Below are 15,788 nucleotides of genomic sequence, written 5' to 3'. Positions count from 1 at the left end.
AAAAGCCCGCGTTATGCGGGCTTTTTGTTGCAACTGGCGAGAGGCAGGGCCCGGGCCGGCGCCCTGCGTCACATCGTCAGCGCAGCTGGCTCATCGCGGTGCGGTGGAACCGGATGTTCTCGAGAATCTGCTGGGTCGTGCCCTGTGGCATCTTGTTCGAGCAGAAGTAGTCCTGGTACAGCGCCGAGTGGTACGCGTTCAGCTCACCGTTCTCGATGCGACGCCAGTCGTTCTCGACCGTACGGTCCCAGCCGTCGTGGTCTGAATTCAGTCCTGCATACTGACGCCATTCGTAGGTGTCGCAGCGGATGCCTTCGTAGTTCACGTTGCGTGCGCCGGCCGGGCTCGTGATGACGACCGCATAGCGCACGACGCCGTCGGTGCCGACCGCGAGCGACTTCGCATCGACGGAGAACTTGAGCGGCGTGTTCTGCGATACGTTGAACGGCAGCAGGTCGCCCGCTTGCGGAAGCGGCGGCAGCGTGTCGACCGGGTTTTCCTTCCAGTTGCCCTGGCGGTCCAGCAGGTACACGAACTCGCTGTCATCCTTGTTGGTCGGCGTCTTCGAATTCGCGCAACCGGCCAGCGTGGCCGCCGCGACAATCGATGCGAGCGCGAGAGCAATCGCTTTCAATATGCATTCCTCGTAAAAAAAGGGCGCGACACAAGGTCGCGCCCGGTCATGCAGTCCGACTCGTCATTTGCCGATGATCTCGCGGGGCGGCATCTCGTCGAGCGTGCTCGCCTCCACTTCGATCTCCGAACAGACCACCGATGTGTCGACAATCGTCAGCGTCTGCTGGACCTGCGCACCGATGACGCGCGGATAGCGCGACGGACGCGGCCCACGCGGCTTTTCGGCTCGCTGCGCCGGGCGGCGCAGGAAGCGCGACAGTTCCGTCAGCGCCAACTGATAGACATCCCGCTTGAACTCGATCACCGCATCGAGCGGCACCCAGTACTCGTTCCAGCGCCATGCATCGAACTCCGGGTGATCGGTCGCGCGCAAGCAAATGTCGCAATCGCGTCCGACCATCCGCAGCAGGAACCAGATCTGCTTCTGGCCGCGGTAATGGCCGCGTACTTCGCGTTTGATGAACTTGTCAGGCACCTCGTAACGCAACCAGTCGCGGGTGCGGCCGATTATCTTGACGTGTTCCGGGTGCAGTCCGGTCTCCTCGTGCAGTTCCCGGTACATCGCCTGCATGGGGGTCTCGCCGTACTTGATCCCACCTTGAGGAAACTGCCAGGAATGCTCGCGGAGCCGCTTGCCCCAAAACACCTCGTTGCGCGCGTTCAAGAGGATGATGCCGACGTTCGGGCGAAAGCCTTCACGATCCAGCATACAACCACCTTCGAATCCTTTAAAATTGCTTTGATTATAAACAGATAACGGGCGCTGCGCACCGTGACGGAGCGAATCCGCGCGGGGTGCACCGGCTGAATTGTCCCTGATTAGTCTGCTACGTCATCTGCGCCATCGTCGTTCGTCGCGCGCAGCTTTTTCACCTTGAAACTTTTTCGGGCGCCCCGCCTGGGGGCGCCGTATTTGGAACCGTCCGCATGAAAGCTTCCCGTTTCTTTATCGGCACCCTCAAAGAAGCACCGGCCGACGCAGAGATCGTCAGCCACAAGCTGATGGTGCGCGCCGGCATGATCCGTCGCGTCGCCGGCGGCATCTACAACTACCTGCCGGTCGGCCTGCGTTCGATTCGCAAGGTCGAGGCGATCGTGCGCGAGGAAATGAACCGGGCAGGCGCCATCGAGCTGCTGATGCCGGCCGTGCAACCGGCCGAGCTGTGGCAGGAATCGGGGCGCTGGGAACAGTACGGCCCGGAACTGCTGCGCTTCAAGGACCGCAAGGACAACGACTTCGTGATCGGGCCGACGCACGAGGAGGTCGTCACCGACATCGCGCGCAACCAGATCAAGAGCTACCGGCAGATGCCGGTGAACTTCTATCAGATCCAGACGAAGTTCCGCGACGAGATTCGTCCGCGCTTCGGCGTGATGCGCGGCCGCGAATTCATCATGAAGGACGCGTATTCGTTCGACAAGGACGCGGCCGGCCTGAACGAGTCGTATCGCAAGATGTATGACGCATACGTGCGCATCTTCACGCGCCTCGGCCTCGAGTTCCGCGCGGTCGCGGCCGACAGCGGCTCGATCGGCGGCAACTTCTCGCACGAGTTCCACGTGATCGCCGATACCGGCGAAGACGCGATCGCCTACTGCCCGACGTCCGACTTCGCGGCGAACGTCGAAGCGGCCGAAGCGCTGCCGCTGACGCCCGCGCGCGCCGCACCGGCCGAAGCGATGGAGAAGGTCGCGACGCCCGGCAAGGCGAAGTGCGAGGCCGTCGCCGAGCTGCTGGCGATCCCGCTCGAGCGCACGATCAAGTCGATCGTGCTTGCCACCGACAACGAAGGCGCCGAGCCGACCATCTGGCTCGTGATGCTGCGCGGCGACCACGATCTGAACGAGATCAAGGTGTCGAAGCTGCCGGGGCTGAAGAACCACCGCTTCGCGACCGAGCAGGAAATCGTCGAGTGGTTCGGCACGCCGCCGGGCTATCTCGGCCCGGTCGGCACGAAGAAGCCGGTGAAGGTGATCGCCGATCGCACGGTCGCGAACATGAGCGATTTCGTCGTCGGCGCGAACGAGGTCGACTATCACATCGCGGGCGTGAACTGGGGCCGCGACCTGCCGGAGCCGGACGTCGCCGACGTGCGCAACGTGAAGAAGGGCGATCCGTCGCCGGACGGCAAGGGCGAGATCGACATCTGCCGCGGCATCGAAGTCGGCCACGTGTTCCAGCTCGGCACCAAGTACTCGGAAGCGATGGGCGCGACGTTCCTCGACGAATCGGGCAAGCCGCAGCCGATGCTGATGGGCTGCTATGGCGTCGGCGTCACGCGCATTCTCGGCGCGGCGATCGAACAGAACTTCGACGATCGCGGCATCATCTGGCCGGAGTCGATCGCTCCGTTCGAGGTCGTGCTGTGCCCGATGGGCTACGATCGCAGCGACATGGTTCGCGAGGCGGCCGACAAGCTGTACGCGGAACTGGCCGCTGCCGGTATCGACGTGATCCTCGACGATCGCGGCGAGCGCCCGGGCGTGATGTTCGCCGACTGGGAACTGATCGGCGTGCCGCATCGCCTGGTGATCGGCGAACGTGGCCTGAAGGAGGGCAAGATCGAGTATCAGGGCCGCCGCGACGCCGAAGCGACGCTGCTGCCGGCCGACGCGGCCGCGGCGACGGTGACGGAGAAGATCCGCGCCGCGCTCGCGCGCTAAGCGCTGCTACCGGGGGACACGGTGGAATACACCTTCCTGTCGGCCACCGTGCTCCTCGTGCTGATCACGGATCCGCTCGGCAACATTCCGCTGTTCATCACGGCGATGCGGGACGTGCCGCGCGAGCGGCGCGTGAAGCTGATTCTGCGTGAAGTGGGGATCGCGTTCGTGATCCTGCTGTTCTTCATGGTGGTCGGCGACCGCTTCCTGCGGATGATGAGCCTCACCGACCTGTCGCTGAGGCTCGGCGGCGGGATCGTGCTGTTCCTGATCGCGCTGCGGATGATCTTCCCGCATCCGGACGGCGCGCTCGGCAGCGATCCGCGCGCAGGCGGCGAGCCGTTCATCGTGCCGCTCGCGATTCCGGCGCTGGCCGGGCCGTCCGCGCTCGCGACGGTGATGCTGCTGACGTCTCAGGCGCCGGGCAAGATGTTCGAGTGGGTGGGCGCGTTGACGGTCACGATGATCGTCTGCGCGATCACGCTGGTGCTGGCCGAACGGATCCAGCAGTGGCTCGGCGAGCGGACCGTCGCCGCATTCGAGCGGCTGATGGGTTTGGTGCTCGTCGCGATCTCGGTCGAGATGCTGCTGGCCGGCATCCGGGCGTTCGTGCACCAGCTGTAGCGCGGGCGGCGCGGCGCGTGCCGACGCAAAAAAGCGGCGCTCCGGGAAACCGGGGCGCCGCTTTTCTTTGTGGCGGGCAGAGCGGTCAGACGTTCGCGGTCAGCGCGCGGATCGTCGGCAGATTGCGCCAGTAGCCCTTTGCGTCCATCCCGCAGCCGAACACGTAGCGGTCCGGCACCGAGAAGCCGCAAAAGTCGGGGTGCAGCGGTTTCGCCTTCGTAAGCGTCTTTTCGCACAGCACGGCGGACATGAAGCGCTTCGCGCCCATGTCGAGGATGCGGTCGCGGATCGCGGCCATCGTCTCGCCTTCGTCGAGGATGTCGTCGAGCACGAGCACGATCCGGTCCTTCACCGATTCGCGCGGCGCGACGCGCCAGTGCATCTCCGGGCTGCCCTGCGTCGTGTTGCGGTAGCGGGTCAGGTGGATGTAGTCGAATTCCAGCGGGAAATCGAGATGCGGCAGCAGCATCCCGGTAAACACCGCGGCGCCGCCCATCACCGAGAGCACGAGCGGGAACGCGTCGCCGATGTCGGCGCGGATCGCGTCGGCCATCCGGGCGATCGATGCGTTGACGGCATCGGCCGAGACGATCTCTTCGGAGTGGTCGAAAATGTGGAGGGCTTCTTCGCGGTTCATGTGTTCTGGCGGGCAGTCGGTATACAAATAAGGATGAAGCAGAACGGCCGGCGCGCGCTACGGCAAAAACCCGCGCGCCGACCGACGGGCGGAATCAGCGCATGCCGGGCATCATGCCCTTCAGGCCGCGCATCATCTTCTGCATGTTGCCGCCCTTCAGCTTCTTCATCATCGTACGCATCTGGTCGTACTGGTTCAGCATCCGGTTGACTTCCTGCACCGGCACGCCCGCGCCGGCTGCAATGCGGCGCTTGCGCGTCGCCTTGATGATTTCGGGTTTCGCGCGCTCGGCGGGCGTCATCGAGCTGATGATCCCTTCCATGCGGCGGATCTGCTTCTCGGCCTGGCCCATGTCGGCGCCGGCCGCCGCCTGCTGGAACTGCGCGGGCAGCTTGTCCATCAGCGACGACAGGCCGCCCATGTTCTTCATCTGCGAGATCTGCGCGCGGAAATCGTTCAGATCGAAGTCGCCGCCTTTCTTCACCTTGTCGGCGAGCTTCTGCGCGGCCTGCACGTCGACGCCGCGCTGGGCCTCCTCGACGAGCGCGAGGATGTCGCCCATGCCGAGGATCCGGTTCGCCATCCGGTCCGGGTGGAACACCTCGAGGCCGTCGAGCTTCTCGGCGACGCCGACGAACTTGATCGGCTTGCCCGTGATGTGGCGCACCGACAGCGCGGCACCGCCGCGCGAATCGCCGTCGAGCTTGGTCAGCACGACGCCGGTGAGCGGCAGCGTGTCGTTGAACGCCTTCGCGGTGTTGACCGCGTCCTGACCGAGCATCGCGTCGACGACGAACAGCGTTTCGGCCGGCTTCAGCGTGCCGTGCAGCGCGGCGATTTCCTGCATCATCGCCTCGTCGATACCGAGGCGGCCGGCCGTGTCGACGATCAGCACGTCATGGTAGTGGCGCTTCGCCCAGTCGACGGCCGCGAGTGCGATGTCGACGGGCTTCTGGTCCGGCGTCGACGGGAAGAAATCGGCGCCGACCTGTTCGCTCACCGTTTTCAGCTGCATGATGGCGGCCGGGCGATACACGTCGCACGACACCGTCAGCACCTTCTTCTTGTACTTCTCGCGCAGCAGCTTCGCGAGCTTGCCGGCGGTCGTCGTCTTGCCGGCGCCCTGCAGGCCGGCCATCAGGATCACGGCGGGCGGCGTGACGGCGAGGTTCAGCTCGGCGGCCTTGCCTTCGTAGTCGCCGCCGATCACGGCGGTCAGTTCCTTCTGGACCACGCCGACGAGCGCCTGACCCGGCGACAGGCTGCTGATCACTTCCTCGCCGAGCGCCTTTTCCTTGACCTTGGCGATGAATTCGCGAACGACGGGCAGCGCGACGTCGGCTTCCAGCAGCGCGAGACGCACCTCGCGGAGCATCTCCTGGGTGTTCGCCTCGGTGAGCCGGGCCTCGCCGCGCAGCGTCTTGACGACGCGCGCCATCCGTTGAGTGAGATTGTCGAGCATGGGGAGCGATGGACAGTGGGGCCCGAAGGCGCAACGGAACCGAACAAAGGGAGCCGTCGCGGGAAGGGGGCCTAGTGTAAACTTCGAACATGGATATTGTACTGTATGCCCTCACCGCATTCCTGTACGGCGGCCTCGCCGTCGCAGGCTGGCGCACGCACCGCCAGGGCGCGACCTCGCTCGTCGCGAGCGTGCCGGCCGTGCCGGTTCCGGCGTCCGCCGCGTCGGGGATGAGCGGGGCCGGCCGCGCGCTGCTGTTCGCGGCGCTCGTCGCGCACGGCGTGCTGCTGCACACGACGATTTTTCCGCACGACGCGATGGTCTTCGGCTTCGCGTTCGCGCTGTCCGCGATGTTCTGGCTCGGCGCCGGCATCTACTGGATCGAGAGCTTCTTCTTCCCGCTCGACAGCCTGCGCCTGCTGGTGCTGCCGCTCGCGTGCGGCGCGTCGCTGCTGCCGCTTGTGTTCGGCGGCGTGCGGGTGCTGCCTTATGCCGCAGCGCCGCTGTTCAAGATGCACTTCCTGATCGCGAACATCGCGTACGGCCTTTTCGCGATCGCCGCGCTGCACGCGGTCCTGATGCTGATGGTCGAGCGGCGCCTGCAGTCGCTGAGGAGCGGCGGGCGCGACGGCTCGACCGGCTGGATCGCGAGCTGGCTCGAAACGCTGCCGCCGCTGCTCACGCTCGAGAAGCTGCTGTTCCGCCTGATCGGCGCCGGCTTCGTGCTGCTGACGCTGACGCTCGCGTCGGGGATCCTGTTCAGCGAGCAGGTCGATGCGCGCGCGCTGCGGCTCGATCACAAGACCGTGTTCGCGGTGCTGTCGTGGCTGATGTTCGGCGGCCTGCTGGTCGCCCACAAGACGTCGGGCTGGCGTGGGCGCGGCGCCGCGCGCTGGGTGCTCGTGTCGTTCGCCGCGCTGCTGCTCGCGTATGTCGGCAGCCGGTTCGTTTTCGAGGTGCTGCTGCACCGCTCCGTGGTTTGAACGCAGGTGTCCGATGCGACAGATTCTTCTCCTGATCCTTCTCTTCTTCGCGGGTTCGTGGCTCACGCGCAAGCTGCGTCAGGCCCACGAGCACGCGCAGGCGCGCAACGGCCGCGGTGGCGGCTTCGACGGCGCGCCCGGTTCCGGCGGCGCCGGGACGGCACGCCCGAACGGCGATGCGCGCTCGCTGCCCGAACCGATGGTGCGCTGCGCCGAATGCGGCGTGCATACACCGAAGGGCGACGCCGTCGCCGCGGGTGGCGAATACTTCTGCAGCACCGAGCACGCGCAGCGCCACGGCGCACACGCGAGCGGCCGCGACGCCCGATGAGCGACGCAGCGCTGCTGTCGGTCGACGCGCACGGCTGGGTGCGCGAAGCGCGCCACGCGCCGTCGCCGAATTTCGAGGCGCGGCCCGCGGGCGCGGTGCCGACGCTCGTCGTCGTCCACAACATCAGCCTGCCGCCCGGCGAGTTCGGCGGCGACGCGATCGAGGCGCTGTTCCTGAATCGCCTCGATTGCGATGCGCACCCTTATTACCAGAGCCACCTGCGCGGCGTGCGCGTGTCTGCGCATTTCCTGATCCGTCGCGACGGTGAGCTCGTGCAGTTCGTGTCGTGCGACGAGCGTGCATGGCACGCGGGCGCGTCCGAGTTCTTCGGTCGGCCGCGCTGCAACGACTTCTCGATCGGCATCGAGCTCGAAGGCGCGGACGACGTGCCGTTCGACGCGGCGCAGTACGCGACGCTCGGCGTGCTCGCGCGCACGCTTGCCGCGCGCTATCCGATCGATGCGGTGGCCGGGCATTCCGACGTCGCGCCGGGCCGCAAGACCGACCCGGGACCGCACTTCGATTGGCAACGCTTCGCAGGCGATGCCGGCTTTTCCGCCGAATACTTTCCTTTCCGTCAGCACTGAGCGCAGGGTTTTTTGACCGGGGAAAGTTTTTTCTCCGACCAATGCCTTGTCGTGTCTGCGCGCGAGCGATGTCAAGACCTCCATCGCAAATTATCCGTTTTGACCTCGTCCGAATGTCCACTATACTTGGTGCCAGTTGAGCAGTTCTGTACTAGATATAGTGTGTGTCGCAGGGGAAACCCGAGCGGCACCGGCCGGCGGGCAACGCCGGCGGACAGGGTTCTCAGGGCGGCGCGCCAGGCCGGGCGGTCCGGGCGTCGCGATCAAGCGCAGCGAACTTCGACGGGGCAGGGTATACATGACGAAGCACACGACCGGAACGGTTGTCGCGCATCGACCGAACCGGCTTCCCCGACGCATCGCTCGCCTCTTACCGCTCGCGCACGCCATTGCGCAGCGTTCGTTTTAATCCGCGGTTCTCTCCGCACCATCCAACACCAGGAGCTTTGCACATGCAAACCACCGACAACGCGACGTCCCAGTACGAGAGCGCCTCGAGCCGTCCGCTCGGCGGGACCGAACAGGGCGCACAGGCGCTCGCGCCGCAGGCCACGTTCGCCGACTACAAGGTGATCCGCCGCAACGGCAGCGTGGTGTCGTTCGAGCCTTCGAAGATCGCGATTGCGGTGACCAAGGCTTTCCTGGCCGTCAACGGCGGGCAGGGCGCGGCATCGGCGCGCGTACGCGAACTCGTCGAGCAGCTGACGCACAACGTCGTGCGCGCGCTCGTGCGCAGCCGTCCGAACGGCGGTACGTTCCATATCGAAGATATCCAGGACCAGGTCGAACTCGCGCTGATGCGCGGCGGCGAGCACAACGTCGCGCGTGCGTATGTGCTGTATCGCGAGAAGCGTCACCTCGAGCGTCAGCATGCGGGCGAGGAAGCAGCGGTCGCCGGCGGCGAGGCGAGCACCGGCATCAACGTCGTCGACAACGGCGTCACGCGTCCGCTCGACCTGAACGCGCTGCGTGCGTTGATCGTGTCGGCGTGCGACGGTCTCGGCGCTGCGGTTAACCCTGACCCGATCGTCGCGGAAACGGTGAAGAACCTGTACGACGGCGTGCCGATGAGCCAGGTCTACGACTCGGCGATCCTCGCTGCGCGCACGATGATCGAAAAGGACCCGGCATACAGCCAGGTCACGGCCCGCATCCTGCTGCACACGATCCGTCGCGAGATCCTCGGCGAGGAAGTGGTCCAGGCCGAGATGTCGGTCCGCTACGCCGAATACTTCCCGCAGTTCCTGAAGCGCGGCGTCGACGCCGGCCTGCTCGACGACAAGCTGCTGCAGTTCGACCTGAAGCGTCTGGGCGAAGCGCTCGACGCGAACCGCGATCTGCAATTCGGCTACCTCGGCCTGCAGACGCTGTACGACCGCTACTTCCTGCACGTCGACGGCGCCCGCATCGAAATGCCGCAGGCATTCTTCATGCGCGTCGCGATGGGCCTGTCGCTGAACGAGATCGACCGCGAAACGCGCGCGATCGAGTTCTACAACGTGCTGTCGAGCTTCGACTTCATGAGCTCGACGCCGACGCTGTTCAACTCGGGCACCCACCGCTCGCAGCTGTCGTCGTGCTACCTGACGACGGTCGCGGACGACCTCGACGGCATCTATGAAGCGCTGAAGGAAAACGCGCTGCTGTCGAAGTTCGCCGGCGGCCTCGGCAACGACTGGACCCGCGTGCGCGCACTCGGCTCGCATATCAAGGGCACGAACGGCAAGTCGCAAGGCGTGGTCCCGTTCCTGAAGGTCGTCAACGACACGGCCGTCGCGGTCAACCAGGGCGGCAAGCGCAAGGGCGCGGTGTGCGCGTACCTGGAATCGTGGCACCTCGACATCGAGGAATTCCTCGAGCTGCGCAAGAACACGGGCGACGACCGCCGCCGTACGCACGACATGAACACGGCGAACTGGATTCCCGACCTGTTCATGAAGCGCGTGATGGAAGGCGCCGACTGGACGCTGTTCTCGCCGTCGACCTGCCCGGATCTGCACGACAAGTTCGGCGCGGAGTTCGAGAAGGCTTACACGGCTTACGAAGACAAGGTAGCGCGCGGCGAGATCAAGCTGTTCAAGAAGATCCCGGCGCAGCAACTCTGGCGCAAGATGCTCGGCATGCTGTTCGAAACCGGCCACCCGTGGATCACGTTCAAGGATCCGTGCAACGTGCGCTCGCCGCAACAGCACGTCGGTGTCGTCCATTCGTCGAACCTGTGCACGGAAATCACGCTGAACACGAGCGACACCGAAATCGCGGTGTGCAACCTGGGCTCGGTGAACCTCGTCGCCCACCTGGTGAAGCAGGCCGACGGCAGCTACGCGCTCGACCACGACAAGCTGAAGCGCACGATCAGCGTCGCGATGCGCATGCTCGACAACGTGATCGACATCAACTACTACGCGGTGCCGAAGGCGCGTAACTCGAACCTGAAGCACCGTCCGGTCGGCATGGGCATCATGGGCTTCCAGGACTGCCTGCACCTGCTGCGCACGCCGTACGCGTCGGAAGCGGCCGTCGAGTTCGCCGATCGTTCGATGGAAGCGGTCTGCTACTACGCGTACTACGCGTCGACCGAGCTGGCCGAGGAACGCGGCCGCTACTCGAGCTACCGCGGCTCGCTGTGGGATCGCGGCATCCTCCCGCAGGACACGCTGAAGCTGCTGACGGAAGCGCGCGGCGGCTACGTCGAGGTCGACACGTCCGAGTCGCTCGACTGGACGACGCTGCGTTCGCGGATCGCCGCGCACGGCATGCGCAACTCGAACTGCGTCGCGATCGCGCCGACGGCGACGATCTCGAACATCATCGGCGTGTCGGCATGCATCGAGCCGACCTTCCAGAACCTGTACGTGAAGTCGAACCTCTCGGGCGAATTCACGGTGGTCAACGAGTACCTCGTTCGCGACCTGAAGGAACGCGGCCTGTGGGACGAAGTGATGGTCGCCGACCTGAAGTACTTCGACGGCATGCTGTCGCGCATCGACCGCATCCCGGCCGACCTGCGCGCGATCTACGCGACCGCGTTCGAAGTCGACCCGACGTGGCTGGTCGAAGCGGCGTCGCGTCGTCAGAAGTGGATCGACCAGGCGCAGTCGCTGAACATCTACATGGGCGGCGCGTCGGGCAAGAAGCTCGACGAGGTCTACAAGCTCGCATGGCTGCGCGGTCTGAAGACGACCTACTACCTCCGCACGATGGCGGCGACGCACGTCGAGAAGTCGACGGTCGCACACGGCGCGCTGAACGCAGTGCCGACGAGCGGCGGCTCGAGCAGCGGCGGCGCGCAAGGCGCGGCAGGCGGCTTCGGTGCGGCGGGCGGCGATGCATCGTCGGGCGCGATCAATGCTGCACCGGCGCTGGCGCCGGTCGAAGCAGACGGTCCGGTGTGCACGATGCGTCCGGGCGATCCGGGCTTCGACGAGTGCGAAGCCTGCCAGTAACGCGGCGCGCATGACCTGAAGAAGGTTCGGGCGGCGCGCACGGCAACCGATCGAGGTTGAAGTGTGCGCCGCTCTCTACTAAAAAAATGATAAGGAATCTGTAACGCGGCACTTGCGTTGCAGGCAGTGACAAGCGATCGAAACATCCCCGACGACGTCGCGTTTCGATCAGCGTTCGATGCGTCGAGCGCACCTCGCGATACATGCGTGACACGCGTCGCGCTCTGCATGAACGACGATGCGTTGCTCAAAGTGTTGTATCGAGGTCGCAACGCGAATCGAAAAAAGGATTTTTCGTGAGCGAACCCTTTTATCGCTCAGGAAAAGATGGTACAAACCGTTCTAAATTGATGGTGAGAATTTATGCTCAACTGGGATGACGAGAAGACTGCCGTAACCCCCGCGAGCGGAGCGCAGCAAAACGCGATGCGCACCTCCGCAGGGATGGCTGTCGGACTGCAGGCTGCGACGCCTGCCGCCCATCAGGTCCGCGACATTTTCGAAGGCGATCTTGCGGTGCCGCCGCAAGCATCGGCTGTTCCCGCTGGCGGTTCGGAAGCGCGGGTCAATGTCGCCGACAAACGCATCATCAACGGCCAGACTGACGTCAATCAGCTGGTGCCGTTCAAGTACAAGTGGGCGTGGGAAAAGTATCTGGCGGGTTGCGCGAACCACTGGATGCCGCAGGAAATCAACATGTCCCGCGACATCGCACTGTGGAAGGACCCGAACGGTCTGACCGAGGACGAGCGCCGCATCGTCAAGCGCAACCTCGGCTTCTTCGTGACGGCCGATTCGCTCGCCGCGAACAACATCGTGCTCGGCACGTACCGCCACATCACGGCGCCCGAATGCCGGCAGTTCCTGCTGCGCCAGGCGTTCGAGGAAGCGATCCACACGCACGCGTATCAATACATTGTCGAATCGCTCGGTCTCGACGAAGGCGAGATCTTCAACGCGTACCACGAGGTCACGTCGATCCGCGCGAAGGACGAATTCCTGATCCCGTTCATCCACACGCTGACGGACCCGGCCTTCAAGACCGGCACGCTCGAAGCGGATCAGAAGCTGCTGAAGTCGCTGATCGTGTTCGCCTGCATCATGGAAGGCCTGTTCTTCTATGTCGGCTTCACGCAGATCCTCGCACTCGGCCGCCAGAACAAGATGACGGGTGCTGCAGAGCAATATCAGTACATCCTGCGTGACGAGTCGATGCACTGCAATTTCGGCATCGACCTGATCAACCAGATCAAGCTCGAGAACCCGCATCTCTGGACCGCGGAATTCCGCGCCGAGATCCGCGAGCTGTTCAAGCAGGCTGTCGAACTCGAATACCGCTACGCCGAGGACACGATGCCGCGCGGCGTGCTGGGTTTGAACGCGTCGATGTTCAAGAGCTATCTGCGCTTCATCAGCAACCGTCGTTGCCAGCAGATCGGCCTCGATCCGCTGTTCCCGAACGAGGAAAACCCGTTCCCGTGGATGAGCGAGATGATCGACCTGAAGAAGGAACGCAACTTCTTCGAGACGCGTGTGATCGAGTATCAGACGGGCGGTGCGCTGTCCTGGGAATAACCCGCAGCAGCGAACCCGTCACATGATGGAGCAGCCGGCGGCCTCTCGGTCCCGGCCCAAGGTTTAGGAGCAAGAACGCCTGATGCAAAGCATGCCCGGTGCCTTATCGGCCCAACGACATGATCGGCACTTTGCGAACCCTTCAGTGGGATGGGCAAACTTCCCTCCGGAAAAAGCGGGCGGCCGTGTGGCGGTCCGCTTGATCAAGCGATTAGGGGTAGCGGCGCGAGGTGCGCCGGCTGCCGACTTGATTTGGCGCGCGAGGCCATGGGGTCACGCGCGCCATACCGTATTCATTAGCGTAAGCGCGTGGTATCCGCGTACGCCGATGAATAGCCCGCTTCGAAGCGCACGTCCTGAACAGCGTCCGCGGGAAGCGGGTTTTGACGAAGGGTGTAGTTTGAACTGACTCTCATCTGAACCTGAAGGAGAACAACATGGCTACTGCCAAGAAAAAACCGGCTGCTAAGAAGGTCGCTGCCAAGAAGACCGTTGCGAAGAAGGCTGCTGCTCCGGCGAAGAAGGCCGCTGCGGTGAAGAAGGTTGCTGCGAAGAAGGTCGCGGTGAAGAAGGTCGCCGCGAAGAAGGCAGCACCGGCGAAGAAGGCCGCTGCGAAGAAGGTCGCGGCAAAGAAGGTCGCAACGAAGAAGGTTGCAGCCAAGAAGGTTGCTGCGAAGAAGGTCGCGGTGAAGAAGGTTGCCGCGAAGAAGGCAGCACCGGCGAAGAAGGCCGCTGCGAAGAAGGTTGCAGCCAAGAAAGTCGCAGTGAAGAAGGTTGCTGCGAAGAAGGCCGCACCGGCGAAGAAGGCTGCTGCGAAGAAGGCCGCGCCGGCGAAGAAGGCTGCCGCGAAGAAGGCTGCGCCTGCGAAGAAGGCCGCTGCGAAGAAGGCTGCCCCTGCCAAGAAGGCTGCGCCTGCGAAGAAGGCTGCCGCTGCACCGAAGGCTGCCGCACCGAAGGCCGCTGCCCCGGCGAAGAAGGCTGCTGCTCCGAAGAAGGCCGTCGTGAAGAAGGCTGCACCGGCAACCACCGCGTCGACCGCATCGGTCGCGCCGGCATCGGGCGTGAAGACCGCGCTCAACCCGGCAGCGGCATGGCCGTTCCCGACCGGCAGCCGTCCGTAATCGCGGCTGACCCGTACCACCCGGACACTCACGTGGTGTCCGCGGGTTGAGTAGCGCTACTCAATCGGTCCCGCCATCTGGCTCAGGTGGCGGGATTTTTTTCGTCCGTATTCGTCGATGCGTCGACCGGCTGCCGCGCACGGACGAAAAAAAACGCATGCGCAGCTTCGCACATGCGTTCGACCGCGGCTTGCGCCGCGTGCTGAGGATGCTCGTTAGTGCGTGACGCGCGTGACGCCGCCGCTCGACAGCAGCCGCACACGCTCGCCGGCGCGGAACACTTCGCCGCTCGCCGCCTGCGTGATCGAGCGCAGGTCGCCGTTGTCGAGGCGCACGGTGATTTCGACACCGTTCGCCGTGCTGAGGTTTTCGCCGACCGCGTTGCCCGCGACCGCGCCGACGAGACCGCCCGCGATGGCCGTCAGGATCGACCCCTTGCCGCCGCCGATCGCGCTGCCCGCGACCGCGCCGAGCGCACCGCCACCCAGCGTGCCGATCGCGCTGCCGCCGCCGTCGGACTGGATGCGCACGGCACGGACGCTTTCGACCGTGCCCATGCGGACGGTTTGTTCGCGCTGCGCCTGGCCGACGCTATAGACATCTGCCGAGCCCGGCGCCGTGAAGCAGCCCGCGAGCGTCAGCGTGGCCGTCAGCATGGCGGCGAGCGTGAGGGTTTTCTTGGTCATCATTTTTGATCTCCCACAATATTCATTTGAGACTGTACCCGAAGGCAGCCTCGAAACGCGCGTCGATTTCGGCGCGCGTCAGTGCGTAAGTTTGAGGCCCCTGGTGAGCGATCTTGATCGAGCCCATCAGGCTCGCGAGGCGGCCCGTGGTTGCCCAGTCGAGGCCATTCTCGATGCCGTACAGCAGGCCGCCACGGAAGGCGTCGCCGCAGCCGGTCGGATCGACGACACGCTCGGCTTGCACGACCGGAATCTGTTCTTCGCCGTTTTTGTGAAGAATAGTGGAGCCGTGCTCGCCGCGCGTGATGATCAACGCCTGAACCCGGCTGGCGATTTCCTGTTCGGACCAGCCCGTCTTGTCGCTGACGAGTTTGCCCTCGTAGTCGTTGACCGCCACGAAGGTCGCGAGTTCAATGATGCGGCGCAGCGTCGCACCATCGAACAGCGGCAGGCCCTGGCCCGGATCGAAGATGAACGGGACGCCGGCCTTCGCGAATTGCTCGGCGTGCTGGACCATCCCGTCGAAGCCGTCCGGCGCGACGATGCCGAGCTTCACGCCCGACACTTCGTCCGCGCGGTTCAGGTGCGACTGCATCATCGCGCCCGGGTGGAATGCGGTGATCTGGTTGTTCTCGAGATCGGTCGTGATCATCGCCTGCGCGGTGTGCGTTTCGGGCACCACGCGCACGCTGGCCTTGGACAGGCCGAGGCTGTCGAGACGCTCGAGATAGCGATCGGCGTCGTTCGCGCCGACCGTCGCCATGATGCGCGCGTCGCCGCCGAGCATGTGCAGCGCGTAAGCGATGTTCCCCGCGCAACCGCCGAATTCGCGACGCATCGTCGGCACGAGGAAGCTCACGTTCAGAAGGTGAACCTGGTCGGGCAGGATGTGCTCGCGAAACCGGCCTTCGAAGGTCATGATGTTGTCGTAGGCGAGCGAGCCGCAAATCAGCGTAGTCAAGGCGTGCGTTCCTGTAGAGAGCAAAAGGAAGCGGCCGCCCGGCCGGCGCGCCGAGGCCGTCGGGCCTCGCGCGGC

The 15,788-nt window shown here is 64.8% G+C and carries 15 protein-coding genes; 9 read left to right on the top strand and 6 right to left on the bottom strand.

Annotated elements, in window-relative coordinates; translation table 11 throughout:
• Positions 1–76 precede the first annotated feature (76 nt).
• Together ACV22V_RS24480 and ACV22V_RS24475 are read right to left on the bottom strand one after the other, a co-directional pair.
• A complete protein-coding gene (locus ACV22V_RS24480; protein ID WP_059465329.1) occupies positions 77–634 on the bottom strand; it encodes a CNP1-like family protein in 558 nt (185 codons plus the stop codon).
• Between the two features lie 63 nt (positions 635–697).
• Positions 698–1,345, bottom strand: a complete 648-nt coding sequence (locus ACV22V_RS24475) for an RNA pyrophosphohydrolase (protein ID WP_059535199.1) — start codon at positions 1,343–1,345, stop codon at positions 698–700.
• Positions 1,346–1,563: 218 nt separating this feature from the next.
• Between ACV22V_RS24475 and ACV22V_RS24470 the strand changes: the two genes are divergently transcribed.
• Entirely contained in the window at positions 1,564–3,300 is a 1,737-nt protein-coding gene (locus ACV22V_RS24470) for a proline--tRNA ligase (protein ID WP_059820705.1), read from the top strand.
• A gap of 21 nt (positions 3,301–3,321) precedes the next feature.
• Positions 3,322–3,924: a MarC family protein gene (locus tag ACV22V_RS24465; RefSeq protein WP_012363042.1), complete on the top strand. Its 603-nt coding sequence runs from the start codon at positions 3,322–3,324 to the stop codon at positions 3,922–3,924.
• 85 nt (positions 3,925–4,009) lie between these two features.
• On the opposite strand, the gene ACV22V_RS24460 is transcribed toward ACV22V_RS24465, so the two are convergent.
• Both ACV22V_RS24460 and ffh read right to left on the bottom strand, forming a co-directional pair.
• The gene (locus ACV22V_RS24460; RefSeq protein ID WP_059535202.1) at positions 4,010–4,561 is read right to left on the bottom strand and encodes a hypoxanthine-guanine phosphoribosyltransferase; all 552 of its coding nucleotides are present in this window, start codon (positions 4,559–4,561) and stop codon (positions 4,010–4,012) included.
• Positions 4,562–4,655: 94 nt separating this feature from the next.
• Positions 4,656–6,023 carry a signal recognition particle protein gene (ffh, locus tag ACV22V_RS24455; RefSeq protein WP_059465333.1) on the bottom strand — a complete coding sequence of 456 codons (1,368 nt, stop codon included), beginning with the start codon at positions 6,021–6,023 and terminating at the stop codon, positions 4,656–4,658.
• 89 nt (positions 6,024–6,112) lie between these two features.
• On the opposite strand from ffh, the gene ACV22V_RS24450 reads away from it, so the two are divergent.
• From ACV22V_RS24450 to ACV22V_RS24420, 7 genes are all read left to right on the top strand, one after another.
• Entirely contained in the window at positions 6,113–7,006 is an 894-nt protein-coding gene (locus tag ACV22V_RS24450) for a cytochrome C assembly family protein (RefSeq protein ID WP_448015767.1), read from the top strand.
• 13 nt (positions 7,007–7,019) lie between these two features.
• Positions 7,020–7,337 carry a PP0621 family protein gene (locus ACV22V_RS24445; protein WP_448015766.1) on the top strand — a complete coding sequence of 106 codons (318 nt, stop codon included), beginning with the start codon at positions 7,020–7,022 and terminating at the stop codon, positions 7,335–7,337.
• Complete coding sequence (gene ampD, locus ACV22V_RS24440; protein WP_059608190.1) at positions 7,334–7,924, top strand: 1,6-anhydro-N-acetylmuramyl-L-alanine amidase AmpD; 591 nt, start codon at positions 7,334–7,336, stop codon at positions 7,922–7,924. The genes ACV22V_RS24445 and ampD overlap by 4 nt, the downstream gene beginning before the upstream one ends.
• Positions 7,925–8,376: 452 nt before the next feature.
• Positions 8,377–11,370, top strand: a complete 2,994-nt coding sequence (locus tag ACV22V_RS24435; RefSeq protein WP_448015765.1) for a ribonucleoside-diphosphate reductase subunit alpha — start codon at positions 8,377–8,379, stop codon at positions 11,368–11,370.
• Between the two features lie 363 nt (positions 11,371–11,733).
• Positions 11,734–12,945: a ribonucleotide-diphosphate reductase subunit beta gene (locus ACV22V_RS24430; RefSeq protein WP_059535212.1), complete on the top strand. Its 1,212-nt coding sequence runs from the start codon at positions 11,734–11,736 to the stop codon at positions 12,943–12,945.
• Positions 12,946–13,027: 82 nt separating this feature from the next.
• Complete coding sequence (locus ACV22V_RS24425; protein ID WP_448015764.1) at positions 13,028–13,354, top strand: hypothetical protein; 327 nt, start codon at positions 13,028–13,030, stop codon at positions 13,352–13,354.
• 28 nt (positions 13,355–13,382) lie between these two features.
• Complete coding sequence (locus tag ACV22V_RS24420) at positions 13,383–14,066, top strand: histone H1-like DNA-binding protein (RefSeq protein WP_059451920.1); 684 nt, start codon at positions 13,383–13,385, stop codon at positions 14,064–14,066.
• Between the two features lie 215 nt (positions 14,067–14,281).
• On the opposite strand, the gene ACV22V_RS24415 is transcribed toward ACV22V_RS24420, so the two are convergent.
• Both ACV22V_RS24415 and ACV22V_RS24410 read right to left on the bottom strand, forming a co-directional pair.
• Positions 14,282–14,755: an outer membrane lipoprotein gene (locus ACV22V_RS24415; protein WP_059535216.1), complete on the bottom strand. Its 474-nt coding sequence runs from the start codon at positions 14,753–14,755 to the stop codon at positions 14,282–14,284.
• Between the two features lie 19 nt (positions 14,756–14,774).
• Positions 14,775–15,713, bottom strand: a complete 939-nt coding sequence (locus tag ACV22V_RS24410; RefSeq protein ID WP_448015763.1) for a carbohydrate kinase family protein — start codon at positions 15,711–15,713, stop codon at positions 14,775–14,777.
• Between the last annotated feature and the right edge of the window lie 75 nt (positions 15,714–15,788).

The organism is Burkholderia sp. AW33-5, from assembly GCF_053427615.1.
The sequence above is the reverse complement of the archived record's forward strand: the minus strand, read 5'-3'. Positions and strand labels throughout refer to the sequence as shown.